Source organism: Thetidibacter halocola, from assembly GCF_018224955.1.
Lineage (GTDB): Bacteria > Pseudomonadota > Alphaproteobacteria > Rhodobacterales > Rhodobacteraceae > Thetidibacter > Thetidibacter halocola.
In genome coordinates, this window is sequence record NZ_JAGTUU010000004.1 from 320,787 (window position 1) to 333,787 (window position 13,001).

Below are 13,001 nucleotides of genomic sequence, written 5' to 3' on the forward strand. Positions count from 1 at the left end.
GTGATGCTCAGGGCGCCGCGCCAGCTCGTGGATACTAGAACTCCTGCCAGAGGCTGAGATCGCTGCCGCTGGCCTTCTTCATCGGGGCTGGTGCCGGCTTGTCGATGGTCGCGATGGGCGGCTTTGCCGGTTGCGCGGGCTGGGTTGGCCGCGGCGCGGGTTCCACCGGAGCCCGACGGGCGGCAACCGGTGCGGAAACCGCCTCGACGGCCGCGCCCTGCGAGAACTGCGCCAGAAGGTCGGCGAGACGGCCCGCCTCTTCCTTGAGCTGGGTGCTGGCGGCGGTCGTCTCGTTCACCATGGCGGCGTTCTTTTGCGTCACGCTGTCCAGTTCGGACATGCCGGTGTTGATCTCGCGCAGACCCGACGCCTGTTCCTTGGCCGAGGTGGCGATCTCGGACACCAGGCCAGAAACGATTTTCACGCTTTCGACGATCTGACCCAGCATGACGCTGGTTTCCTGCACCAGCTTTTCACCATCCTCGACCTCCTTGGTGGAGCCGATCACAAGATCCTTGATCTCGCGCGCCGATTCAGAGGCGCGCTGCGCCAGGGACCGCACTTCGGAAGCGACCACCGAGAAGCCCTTGCCGGATTCGCCGGCGCGGGCCGCCTCGACGCCGGCGTTCAGCGCCAGCAGGTTGGTCTGGAAGGCGATGTCGTCGATCACGCCGATGATCTGGGTGATGCGTTCCGAGGATTTTGCGATGGACCCCATCGCCATCAGCGCCTTCTCCATCACGACGCCCCCCTCTTCGGCACGGCGACGGCCTTCTTCGACCTGGATATCAGCCTCGCCCGCGCGATCGGCGGCGCTGGACACGCTTTGCGAGAGTTCCTCGATGGCGGCCGCCGTCTCCTCGAGTGTCGCGGCCTGGGTTTCGGCCCGCGTCGACAGTTCGTCGGACATGCCAGACAAGTCCTGCGAGCTTTGCGCGACCGTATCGATGCTGGCCCGCAGCGAGGTGAACAGATCGGCGATCACGATCGAGAGGCCGTTGAAGTCCTCGCAGAGCCGGACATAGTCGGCGCCAAGCTCACGATACTGGCCACCGTCCATTCGGCGCGAGACATCGCCCCGCGACAACGCCGCCATGCTGTCGCCCAGCGACTTGAACAGCGCGAGGCGGCGGTCGGCACGGGCCTGCTCTGCTTCTGCCTCGGCATCGCTTTCTGCCAGCCGGTTGCGCAGGTCCGACAGGGCGCGGGCGATCGCGCCCACCTCGTCGCGACGCGCGGTATCGGGCACCTCGACGGTATAGTTCCGGTCGGCGATGGACTTTACGGTTTCGTCCAGCCGGCGCACGGGGGCGGCCAGTTGCCGGCCGAAGAACAGGGCGCAGCCGACCGAGCCCGCAATCACGACACCATTGATCACCAGTAGCAACACCTGGGCAAAGGCCGCCTCGGCATCGAGCGAAGCATAAACCGCGCTCCTTTCCTCGGTCAGGGCCTGCTGGGCGGCATCGACGGCCTCGGCCTGGCCGGAGAGCACCGGCAGCAGTTCGCGCTCGACAACGCCGCGGCGGTCGAACGTGTCGACCTCGGGCAGCCCTGCAATCCGGTCGGACAAGGCCGCAACGGCGTCGATGGCGGCGGCCAGCATCATCCCGGTCTGCGCCACGCTGCCGTCGGCATTCGCGAACAACGTCCGGGCCCTTTGCCCTTCGGTCGCGATTTCATCGAGATTCGCCTGCACCTCGGACAGCGCGGCCACGTCCCCGGTGGCGAAGCGATAGAGGAAATACGCGGCGTCCTCGACATCTTCCTTCACGTCGGCCATCATCGCCGTCTTGGCCGCAATCGTCCGCGACTGCGCGATCTTTTCGGATTGTCCCGCGTTCACCAGAACGGACATCACGGACACCAGCACAAGGCCGGCAATGATCATTCCCGCAAGAACAAGAACCTGTGCGCCAATCCTGAGTCTGCTCATCCTGTGCCCTTTCCCCTCGGCTCCGGGCTCGTGATACAGCCCAATCCGTTAAGGAAGCCTTGGTGGCGAACAGGATTCAGTCAGCCGGAGCGGGGCCGAGCGGCCGGAAGACGCGACAGTTGCACGGAAAGGATGCCAAGCGCGATCACCGCCACCCCGACCGCGTCCAGCAAGCCCATCCTTTCGTTCAGCAGGACGGCGGCGATGGCCACGCCGAAAAACGGGTTGAGGAAGTGGAAGGTGGCCGCGCGAACCGCGCCGATCCGGTCAACCAGGTAGAACCAGACAACGGTTGCCGCCAGCCCCGGCACAAGCGTCGTATAGGCAAAGGCAAGCACCAGCGTCGGCGACATCTGTACCTGAAGCGTCTCTGTCGCCAGCGCGACGGGGAACAGCGCGGCAGAGCCCACCAGCATCTGCAAGCCCACCACCATCAGGAAACTGCCCCCCGAACTGGCATTGCGCAGCGACAGGGTTGCGACCGTCAACGCGATCACCCCGCCCACGCAGAGCGCCAGGCCAAAGGGATCGACCCCGCCGCCAAAACGCGATCCCATGATCAGCGCCACCCCGGCAAAGCCCGCCACCAGCCCCAGCAGGGTCAGCGGCCGCAGCGACTGGCCCAGGAACAGCCAGCCCGACAGCGCCACCAGCAACGGCATGGTCGAGGCGACGATGGCGGCCAGCGACGCCTCGATCGTCTGCATCGCCACGAAATTCAGCCCCAGGTACAACGCGTTCTGGCTGATGCCGAAGATCACGGTCGCGCGCCACTGCGCGCGGGTCAGCCGCCAGGACTGCCCAAGCGCCCGCGCCAGCAGGATCGCCAGCAGACCCGAGATGAGAAAGCGCAGCGCCAAAGCTGACAGCGGCGGCGCGGCCGCGACGATGATCCGCGCCGAAGTGAAGGCAGAGGACCACATGACCGCAAAGGCCAGCCCCATCAGGATCGCGCGCATGTCCATGGAAGCCCCCGTTTTGAGGCGTCATGCCTGTCCGGGCGCGCGGCGTCAAGCGCGGGTTCGCAAACGAAAAAGCCCCGCCTGACAAGCAGGCGGGGAGGCGCGCGCCCCGCGCGAATGGGGGGCGCTGGCGGTGTCTCGGTCCCTTGCGGGGATCAGGTGGCGCAGTCGTCCATCTCGGCGCGGATCTGCTGGCGCAGCACGTCGATCGGCACGGTCTTGCCGTCGCGCCGGAAGCACCAGTAGGTCCAGCCGTTGCAGCTGGGCGCGCCTTCGAGATGCGCGCCGACCTGGTGGATCGAGCCCTTGACGTCGTTGCCGATGAGCGTGCCATCGGCGCGAACCTTGGCGCGGTGGCGGCCGTTCATGCTCCACAATTCCTCGCCCGGGCGCAGCATGCCGCGTTCAACCAGTTGGCCGAAGGGCACACGAGGCTCGGCGCGCTTGGATTTCGTGACCTCCAGCGCACCCTTGTCGAAGGGGCGGATGTCGTCGATGCGTGCCTGCGCGACCTCGCGATAGGCGGCCTCGCGTTCGATCCCGATCCAGTCGCGGCCCAGCATCTTGGCCACGGCCCCGGTCGTGCCGGTGCCGAAGAACGGATCCAGCACAACGTCGCCCGGGTGGGTGCTGGCCACCAGGACGCGATGCAGCAGGCTCATCGGTTTCTGGGTGGGGTGCGCCTTGTCCCCGGCGGCGTCCTTCAGCCGCTCGCCGCCATTGCAGATCGGCAGGACCCAGTCGCTGCGCATCTGCACGCCCTCGTTGAGCGACTTCAGCGCCTCGTAGTTGAAGGTGTATTTCGCCCCTTCGGATTTCGACGCCCAGATCATCGTCTCATGCGCGTTCGTAAAGCGTTTGCCGCGGAAGTTCGGCATCGGGTTCGACTTGCGCCAGACCACGTCGTTCAGGATCCAGTAGCCGGCATCCTGCAGGGACGCTCCGACGCGGAAGATGTTGTGATAGCTGCCGATCACCCAGATCGCGCCATCGGGCTTCAGCAGACGGCGCGCGGCGGCCAGCCAGTCGCGTGTGAACCGGTCATAGGCTGCGAAGGTGTCGAACTGGTCCCAGTGGTCGTCAACCGCGTCGACCCGCGAATTGTCGGGACGATGCAACTCGCCCTTCAATTGCAGGTTGTAAGGCGGGTCAGCAAAGATCAGGTCAACGGACGCCTCGGGGAGGCTGTTCATGACCTCCACGCAGTCGCCTGCCAGGATCGTGTTGAGGGGGAGCGCCGGGGCGCCCTTGATCGTCGTCATCTTCGTCATTCTCTGCCTCTGTCCCCGGCGCATTGGCGCGCTCTGTGGTTGAGGACGAATCTGAGTCAGATGCGATTCACGGTCAATTATAATTTTGAATCAGTCGGTTAGGTTTTTCCCTTGCCACAAGATATCGTGGACCGGCTTGAACGAACGTCTATGGTGTGGGGTAACCCCAAGATTTCGGAGTGCGTTTTTGTGACACTTCGTGGGGTATCCCGCGTTGGTTTCCCAACCGTATCCGGGGAAGTGTTGCGCGATCATTTTCATGCCAAGATCCCGCCACGTTTTGGCCACAATCGAGGCCGCCGCGATGCTCGGCGACTGGCTGTCGCCCCGCACGACGGTGGTCGCCGGGCAGGGCAGACCGGGCGGCAGGCGGTTGCCGTCGATCAGCAGGTAATGCGGTGCGACGGGCAGCGCGGCGATGGCGCGGCGCATGGCGAGATAGGTGGCCTGGAGGATGTTCAGGCGGTCGATCTCCTCGACGCTCGCCTCGCCGATGCCGACCTGCGCCTGCGCGCGGATGATCTCGGTCAACGCCTCGCGCCGCTTCGCGCTCAGCGTCTTGGAGTCCGCCAACCCCTCGGGCCAGCAGGCGGGATCGAGGATGACCGCCGCCGCGACGACCGGCCCGGCCAGGGGACCGCGCCCGACCTCGTCGACGCCGGCGACACGTTGCCCGCGGTCCCAGAAGGGCATTTCCAGATTCGGTTGCAGGATCTTCATGCCGCCAGAATGCGGATGCAGCGGCGCACTGCAAGGGTGCGGCGGTCAGCCCCCGGCCAGCGCCACCCGGTCGCGCCCGCCGCTGCGGGCGTGGTCCAGCGCCTCTTCGGCGCGCCGCATGAGGCCCGACACCTCTTCTTCGGGGTTGCGCACGGCGAGACCCACAGAGACGGTGACCGGCGGCTCGAACGGGGCGGTTTCCCGCGCCACCTGCTGCCGGATTCGTTCCGCGACGTGGCGCGCGACCTCGCGCCCGGCGCCGGAGAGAAAGACGCTGAAGGCACCGGGTGTGCAATAGCCGACCACATCGCCCTTGCGCACAGCCTCACGCAGCACGCGTCCGATGATCACAAGGATCCGGTCGGCAGCGATCCCGTCATCCGCGGCATTCAGGCCGGTGAAATCGTCGAGCTCGATCGCCAGCATGGTGCCGCCACGCGCCTCGCGCAGCGCCGTATCGAACCCCTCGGCGGTAAAGACGCCAGTGAGCGGATCGATGCAGCTGTCGACCAGCGCCGGGTCGACACGGGCGCCCAACGCCTCGGCCATCCTGTTGGCCGAGCGCATGGCCAGCCCGATCTCGTCGCCGAACCGCGTCGGCAAGGGCCGGTAGATCCGCCGCCCCTGCATGTCATGCAGCGCATGGGTGAGTTCATGCAGCGCCTGCAGCAGCGCCTGCACAGCGACAATGGTCAGGAAGACCGCGCCCCCGCTGCCCATGGCGCCCAAGACGAGAAAGGGCGACGCCAGCGCCTCTGCCCCGCCGGTCAGGAAAAGGTGTAACGCGATGATGCCCGGCGGCAGAATCCCGGCGCAGATCACGACGAAACAGACCTTTGCCCCGAAGGACGACGGAAAGAGTTTGTCCAGGATCCGGTATAGCCGCATGAAGCGCCCCCTTTTGGCGCAATTTGCGCAATGGGGGATTAAGACCGGGTGAAAACCTTGGCGAAATTCCCGCCGACGGGCGCAGCGCGATGTCGCAGCGAGCGGCCAGGAAGACATGAAAAAGGGGCGCCACGGAGGCGCCCCTTCGATCGCAGAGCGACCGGTCTTCCCGAAGGAAGGCCGTCTTACATCATGCCGCCCATGCCGCCCATGTCGGGCATGCCGCCGCCGGCGTTTTCCTTCTGCGGCTTGTCGGCCACCATCGCTTCGGTGGTGATCAGCAGGCCTGCGATCGAGGCTGCGTCTTCCAGCGCGGTGCGGACAACCTTTGCCGGGTCGATGACCCCGAACTTGAACATGTCGCCATATTCATCGGTCTGCGCATTGTAGCCGAACTTCGGATCGTTCGATTCGCGGATCTTGCCCGCCACGACCGAACCGTCCACACCGGCGTTCTCGGCGATCTGGCGAAGCGGAGCTTCCAGGGCGCGGCGCACGATGGCGATACCCGCGTTCTGGTCGCTGTTCACGCCGGTCAGACCTTCGAGCTTCTTGGCACCCTGCACCAGGGCCACGCCGCCGCCGACGACGATGCCTTCCTGCACCGCTGCGCGGGTCGCGTTCAGAGCGTCATCAACGCGGTCCTTGCGCTCTTTGACTTCGACTTCGGTCATGCCGCCGACGCGGATAACGGCAACACCGCCTGCCAGCTTGGCAACGCGCTCCTGCAGCTTCTCACGGTCGTAGTCAGAGGTGGTTTCCTCGATCTGGTTGCGGATCTGGGCGACGCGCGCCTGGATCTCGGCCTTTTCGCCGGCACCATCGACGATCGTGGTCTCGTCCTTGGTGATCGTGACCTTCTTGGCCGAGCCAAGCATGTCGATGGTCACGTTCTCAAGCTTCATGCCAAGGTCTTCGGAGATGACCTGGCCGCCGGTCAGTATCGCGATGTCCTGCAGCATGGCCTTGCGGCGATCGCCAAAGCCCGGTGCCTTGACGGCAGCGATCTTGAGTCCGCCACGCAGCTTGTTGACCACGAGGGTCGCCAGCGCTTCGCCTTCCACGTCCTCGGCGATGATCAGCAGCGGCTTCTGCGACTGGATCACCTGCTCGAGCAGCGGAACCATCGGCTGCAGCGACGAGAGCTTCTTCTCGTGCAGCAGGATGATGGCGTCTTCCAGCTCGGCGACCATCTTGTCGGCGTTGGTCACGAAGTACGGCGACAGGTAGCCACGGTCGAACTGCATGCCCTCGACAACGTCGGTCTCGGTCTCGAGGCCCTTATTCTCTTCGACGGTGATGACGCCCTCGTTGCCGACTTTCTGCATCGCGTCGGCGATCTGGCGGCCGATTTCAGCTTCGCCGTTGGCCGAGATGGTGCCGACCTGCGCAACTTCGTCCGAGTTCTCGACGGTGCGGGCGGCGTCCTTGATGGCCTGGACGACCTTGGAGGTTGCGAGGTCAATGCCCCGCTTGAGGTCCATCGGGTTCATGCCGGCGGCAACCGCCTTCATGCCTTCCTTGACGATGGCCTGGGCCAGAACCGTCGCGGTGGTGGTGCCGTCGCCGGCCTCGTCATTGGTGCGCGAGGCGACTTCTTTCACCATCTGCGCGCCCATGTTCTCGAACTTGTCTTCCAGTTCGATTTCCTTGGCGACCGACACACCATCCTTGGTGATGCGCGGAGCGCCGAAGGACTTGTCCAGCACCACGTTGCGGCCCTTGGGGCCCAGCGTCACCTTGACCGCGTCGGCCAGGATGTTAACGCCGCGCAGCATCTTGGTGCGGGCTTCGGTGTCGAATTTCACGTCTTTAGCGGCCATTTCCTATGTTCCTTTCAGAAGTTCGTTCAGGCTGTCAGGACGGGTTCACGCGGCCTTTGCGGCTGCGTCGTCCGTGATGATGCCGAGGATGTCGCTTTCCTTCATGATCAGCAGCTCTTCGCCGCCGACCGAAACCTCGGTGCCCGACCACTTGCCGAACAGGATGCGGTCGCCTTCGCTGACCGCCATCGCGATCAGTTCGCCGCTGTCCTTGCGTGCACCTTCGCCACACGCGACAACCACGCCTTCAGCCGGCTTTTCCTTGGCGCTGTCCGGAATGATCAGCCCACCAGCCGTCTTCTCGTCGCTCTTCACGCGACGGACCAGCACGCGGTCATGAAGCGGTTTGAATGCCATCTTCGAGTCTCCTAGCTCAAAGTTTATCCTTGAGATCCCCCTTATGGGCGAACCCCGTTAGCACTCATCCGCGTCGAGTGCTAACGGTCGCTAATTAGGGACGGGCGCGAGTCGTGTCAACACAGGGCTTGCAGAAAATCAGCGCCGGCCGGGGAACCGCAGGCGCTTTGCGCGCTTTCCATCATGCGCGGGCCGCGATAGCGTCGCCGCGTGCCTTTCGCACAGGACCCCCGCCCATGCCGCTTCAGCCCGCCACCCCGATCCGCCATGCGGAGCCCGACCCTGCGGCGCAGAACGCCCAGAACGTGAAGGGCATCGGGCTGATGCTGATGGGCTTCTTCCTGTTCGCCAGCGGTGACGTTCAAGCCAAGCTGCTGACCGACACGTTCCACCCGCTCCAGATCGTCTGGTTGCGCTCGGCCGGGCTGACGCTGGGGGTGATCGTTCTGCTGGCCTGGCGCGGTACGCATATCCTGCGCGCACACCGGCCCGGTCCGCAAATCGTGCGGGGGCTTGCCGCCGCAGGGTCGGCCTTTCTCTTCGTAACGGCGGTCAAGCATGTGCCGCTGGCCAGCGCCGTGGCCGTGTCCTTTGTCGCGCCCTTCATGCTGACCATCGCCGGCGCGGTCCTTCTGCGCGAGCCGGTGGGGCCGAGACGCTGGGCCGCGGTGGTCGTGGGCTTCGTCGGGATGCTGATCGTGATCCGGCCGGGGCTGGGCGTTTTCCACCCGGCGATCCTGCTGGTGGTGGCGGCGGCGGGGCTGTTCGCAGCGCGACAGGTCCTGTCGCGACTGCTGTCGGGCACCGACAGCATCGAGACGACGGTGGCCTATACCGCGCTGACCGCGACGGGCGTGCTCAGCATCGCGCTGCCCTTTGTCTGGATCGCCCCGCCCGACGCACGCAGCTGGGCGTTGATCGTGGGCCTTTCCCTGACTGCCGCGCTGGGAGAGATCCTGGTCATCCGCGCACTGGACATGGCGCAGGCGGTGGTGCTGGCTCCGCTGCATTACTCGCTGATCCTCTGGGGCACGATCTATGGTTTCATCGCCTTCGGAGATCTGCCCGATCACTGGACGATCGTGGGCTGTGCGATCATCATCGCCTCGGGGCTGTACACGCTGCACCGCGAAAGACTGCGCATGAAGGGCCGGGCCTGAAGGCACGACCCGCAGGGATTCGCGCCTAGCCCGGCAGGCTGCCATCCCAGTCGGCCAGTCCCAGCCGCCCCGCCTCGGTCAGCGCGTAGACCCCGGTCGAGACCTTCTCGAACCAGCCGTAGTGATTGTCGCGCATCAGGGTGGTCGCCCGCGCGATGCCGGTCGCCTGCGCCACGTCGCGTCCGCGTGACGGACCCTTCCCGGCAAGGTGCAATGCACAGGCCAAGGCATCCTGCCGGTAGGCGGTGACGATCCCGTGCCGCGTCGCGCCGCCCTCGTTCGGATCGCCACGCAGACGCTGGAACTCGCGCAACAGCCGCGCCGCCCGCGTCTTGTCTTTGCGGGGCATGTAGGGACCGGGATCGCACATCACCTCGACCCGACCATCCGCCAGGACCACGATGAACCCCAGGCCCAGCCGCCGGCACAGCGCCAGGTTATCCTTGACCGCCCGCCGCGCCGTGCGCCCCGTGGGTTTCGCCACCGCGACATAGACATGGTCGGTGATCCGCAACCGCGCGCAGGCCTGGTGGAACAGCGACAGCGTGATGCGCAACTTCAGTTCCACGATGACCGGGGGCGCGTCGCCGCGCACCGCCACCAGGTCGGCCGCGCCGACCTCGCCCTTGACCTCGTAGCCCTGCGACTCCAACAAGGCCTTGACCGGCGCATAAAGTTCGCTTTCCCGCCTCATGCCTGCCAGCTTTGCCGCGAGGATGGCCCGCGCACAAGAACCGGAGCACAGATGACCCGCCTGCTGACCGCCCTTCTGATCTGGCTGGGCCTGACCCTGCCCGCCCTCGCCGCCTGTTCCGGGCAGGACTTGCGCGCCACCCTGAACGCGGACGAACGCAGGATGCTGACCACAATGGTCGAGGGGCGCCCGTTTCCGGCCGGCAACCACTGGCGCGCCACCCGGGACGGCTCGGTGCTGCACCTCGTCGGCACGATGCATCTCGACGATCCCCGGTTCGACGCGATCATGGACCGGATCGACCCGCTGATCGACGAGGCGGACGCGGTGCTGCTGGAAGTGACCGACCGCGAGGAAGCCCAACTGCAAGCCAGCCTGGCCACCCGGCCCGAACTGCTGGTCCTGACCGAAAGCTCTTTGCCCGACCTGATGGGCGATGACTGGGACGCGCTGGCCGAGGCGATGCGCGCCCGTGGCCTGCCCCCTGTCATGGCGGCCAAGATGCGGCCCTGGTATGTCGCCATGCTGCTGTCCATGCCCACCTGCATCGACCTGGCCAGCGCCAAGGACGGCGGACTGGATTCGCGGATCGAGGCGCGGGCTGGCGCGGCAGAAGTGCCGACCCGCGCATTGGAACCCTTCGACACGGCCTTCAATGCCTTCGCTGAAACCCCGATCGAGACGCAAGTATCGATGCTGCGCGCCGCGCTGATTCCCGAAGGTGCTGCGGACGACCTGTTCGCAACGCTGCTGGCCAGCTATTTCGACGAGGCCCATGCCGAAAGCTGGGCGGTAACAGAGGTGCTCGCCCCCCGTTTCGGCATTCTCGACGACGCCGAGAACCGCGCGATCTTCGCCGCGATGGACGACGCACTGCTGGCCGGTCGCAACCGCGCCTGGATTCCGGTGATCCTGGACACGCTGGATCAGGCCGATGGGCCGGTGGTCGCTGCCTTCGGCGCAGCACATCTTAGCGGCCCGGACGGGGTTCTGGCCCTGCTGGAGGCCGAGGGTTTCACGCTGGAACGGCTGGCATTCTGACTGCGCGTCGGCCCGGGGTCAGACCCGGGACCGACGCGTTTGACAAGTCGTTCACGCCGCGAGGCCGCGCCCGCGCAGAAGCGCCTCGACGCCCGGCATCCGGCCGCGGAACTGCATGTACAGCGCCTCGGCCTCTTCCGAGCCGCCGCGCGACAGGATGAACTTCTCCAGCTTCTCGGCGGTGGCCGGGTCGAACGCGCCACCCGCCTCCTCGAAGGCCTCGAAGGCGTCGGCATCCATCACCTCTGACCACATGTAGCTGTAGTAGCCGCTGCTATAGCCGTCGCCGGCAAAGACATGCGCAAAATGCGGTGTCGCGTGCCGCATGGCGATGGCGCGCGGCATGCCAAGCCCCTCCAGCACCTCGGCCTGTTTCTGCATCGGGTCGGCGGGCGCGGGGCCGGAATGAAATTCGAGGTCCACCAGCGCCGAGGCGACATATTCCACCGTCTGGAAACCCATGTCGAAGGTCGCGGCCTTCAGCACCTTGTCGAGCAGCGCCTGCGGCATCGGCTCTCCGGTCTCGGCATGGGTGGCGAATTCGGCCAGGACCTCGGGCACCTCCAGCCAGTGTTCATAGAGCTGCGAGGGCAATTCGACGAAATCCCGCGCCACGCTGGTGCCCGAGACGCTGCCGAACTCGACATCCGACAGCATCTGGTGCAGCGCATGGCCGAACTCGTGGAACAGCGTGCGCGCGTCGTCGTAGGACAGCAGCGCGGGCTTGCCTTTGGACGGCTTGGCGAAGTTGCAGACATTGACCACGACGGGCGTCTTTTCCACTGGCCGCCTGGCCTGGCTGCGGAAGGCGGAACACCACGCGCCCGACCGTTTCGACGACCGGGCAAAGTAATCCCCGATGAAAACCGCCAGGTGCTTGCCGTCCCGTGTGACCTCCCACGCCCGCGCGTCCGGGTGGTACAGCGCCACGTCCAGCGGCGCGAAGTCCAGCCCGAACAGGCGGTTGGCACAGGCAAAAGACGCCTCGATTATACGGTCGAGCTGGAGATAGGGTTTCAGTTCCGCCTCATCGAGATCGTGCAAAGCCTTGCGCCGCTTCTCCGCGTAGTAGCGCCAGTCCCACGGCTCCAGCGGCCCGGCATGACCGTCGGCACGCAGCATCGCCTCCATCTCGGCGGCGTCCTTCGTCGCGGTGGCGCGGGCCGGTTCCCAGACCTGCATAAGCAGGTCGCGCACCCGGTCCGGCGTTCCCGCCATCTCGGTTTCCAGCTTGAAGCGCGCGAAATCCTCGTAGCCCAGCAGTTTCGCCCGCTCTTCCCGCAGTTTCAGAGTCTCGGCCGCGATGCCGCGATTGTCCGTCTCGCCGCCATTCTCGCCCCGCATCGACCAGGCTCGCCAGGCCTTTTCCCGCAGGTCGCGGCGCGGGCTGAATTGCAGGAAGGGCACGATCAGGCTGCGCGACAGGGTGATGACCGGGCCGTCCTTGCCCGCCGCCTCACCGGCCGACCGCGCGCCATCCACGACGAAATCCGGCAGGCCCGCGAGGTCGTCCTCCGACAACAGCATCATCCAGTCAGATTCGTCCTTGAGCAGGTTCTGCGTGAACTGCGTGCCCAGCACGGCGAGCCGCTCCTTGACCGCCTTCATCCGCTCCGCGGCGTCGCCCTGCAAGGCCGCACCAGCCCGGACGAAACCGCGATGCGTCAGGTAGAGAACGCGCGCCTCCTCGTCTGTCAGGTCCAGATCGTCCTTTCGATCCCACAGGTCGCGGACCCGCGCGAAAAGCGTTTCATTCGAGTAGATGGCCGAGGAATGCGCCGCGAGTTTCGGCGAGAACTCCCGCTGGAGCGCCTGGCGCGCCTCGTTGCTGTCGGCGCCCGCCACGTTGAAAAAGACCGACAGCACCTTGTCCAGCGCCTCGCCCGCGCCTTCCATCGCCTCGATCGTGTTGGCGAATGTGGGCGCATCGGGGTTGTCCGCGATGCCGTCGATCTCGGCCAGGTGCAGCTCCAGCGCCTCGGCGAAGGCAGGCGCGAAATCAGCGTCGGAAATCGCCGTGAAGGGCGGCAGGTCAAAGGGCGTGTCCCAGGGGGCGAGAAGCGGGTTGGTCATGCAGGTCTCCTGTTGGTTGCACAATAGGTAGGCCGGCACCCGGCACTCCGCAATCGCCGCTTCATCTTGCCCGGCA

11 protein-coding genes are annotated in these 13,001 nt (G+C 66.0%); 2 read left to right on the forward strand and 9 right to left on the reverse strand.

Annotation, left to right across the window (positions count from 1 at the left end):
• Positions 1-34: 34 nt before the first annotated feature.
• From KB874_RS11545 to KB874_RS11575, 7 genes are all read right to left on the reverse strand, one after another.
• Positions 35-1,936 (reverse strand): methyl-accepting chemotaxis protein, encoded by a 1,902-nt coding sequence (locus KB874_RS11545; RefSeq protein ID WP_212536692.1) that lies wholly within the window; start codon positions 1,934-1,936, stop codon positions 35-37.
• Between the two features lie 80 nt (positions 1,937-2,016).
• Positions 2,017-2,901 carry a DMT family transporter gene (locus KB874_RS11550; RefSeq protein WP_212536693.1) on the reverse strand — a complete coding sequence of 295 codons (885 nt, stop codon included), beginning with the start codon at positions 2,899-2,901 and terminating at the stop codon, positions 2,017-2,019.
• A gap of 152 nt (positions 2,902-3,053) precedes the next feature.
• Positions 3,054-4,169: a site-specific DNA-methyltransferase gene (locus KB874_RS11555; protein WP_212536694.1), complete on the reverse strand. Its 1,116-nt coding sequence runs from the start codon at positions 4,167-4,169 to the stop codon at positions 3,054-3,056.
• Between the two features lie 90 nt (positions 4,170-4,259).
• Positions 4,260-4,889, reverse strand: coding sequence for a ribonuclease HII (gene rnhB / locus KB874_RS11560; protein WP_212536695.1), 630 nt, complete (start codon positions 4,887-4,889; stop codon positions 4,260-4,262).
• A gap of 45 nt (positions 4,890-4,934) precedes the next feature.
• Complete coding sequence (locus KB874_RS11565) at positions 4,935-5,777, reverse strand: GGDEF domain-containing protein (protein WP_212536696.1); 843 nt, start codon at positions 5,775-5,777, stop codon at positions 4,935-4,937.
• 185 nt (positions 5,778-5,962) lie between these two features.
• Positions 5,963-7,600: a chaperonin GroEL gene (gene groL, locus KB874_RS11570; RefSeq protein ID WP_212536697.1), complete on the reverse strand. Its 1,638-nt coding sequence runs from the start codon at positions 7,598-7,600 to the stop codon at positions 5,963-5,965.
• Positions 7,601-7,645: 45 nt separating this feature from the next.
• Positions 7,646-7,957, reverse strand: a complete 312-nt coding sequence (locus KB874_RS11575) for a co-chaperone GroES (RefSeq protein ID WP_212536698.1) — start codon at positions 7,955-7,957, stop codon at positions 7,646-7,648.
• A 236-nt stretch (positions 7,958-8,193) separates the two neighbouring features.
• Here KB874_RS11575 and KB874_RS11580 point away from each other — a divergent pair, with 236 nt between their 5' ends.
• Positions 8,194-9,117 carry a DMT family transporter gene (locus KB874_RS11580; RefSeq protein ID WP_249200420.1) on the forward strand — a complete coding sequence of 308 codons (924 nt, stop codon included), beginning with the start codon at positions 8,194-8,196 and terminating at the stop codon, positions 9,115-9,117.
• Between the two features lie 25 nt (positions 9,118-9,142).
• On the opposite strand, the gene KB874_RS11585 is transcribed toward KB874_RS11580, so the two are convergent.
• A complete protein-coding gene (locus KB874_RS11585) occupies positions 9,143-9,811 on the reverse strand; it encodes a DUF2161 domain-containing phosphodiesterase (protein WP_212536699.1) in 669 nt (222 codons plus the stop codon).
• Between the two features lie 51 nt (positions 9,812-9,862).
• Between KB874_RS11585 and KB874_RS11590 the strand changes: the two genes are divergently transcribed.
• Complete coding sequence (locus KB874_RS11590; protein ID WP_212536700.1) at positions 9,863-10,852, forward strand: TraB/GumN family protein; 990 nt, start codon at positions 9,863-9,865, stop codon at positions 10,850-10,852.
• Between the two features lie 51 nt (positions 10,853-10,903).
• Here KB874_RS11590 and KB874_RS11595 read toward each other — a convergent pair whose 3' ends face one another.
• A complete protein-coding gene (locus KB874_RS11595) occupies positions 10,904-12,925 on the reverse strand; it encodes a M3 family metallopeptidase (protein WP_212536701.1) in 2,022 nt (673 codons plus the stop codon).
• Positions 12,926-13,001 lie beyond the last annotated feature (76 nt).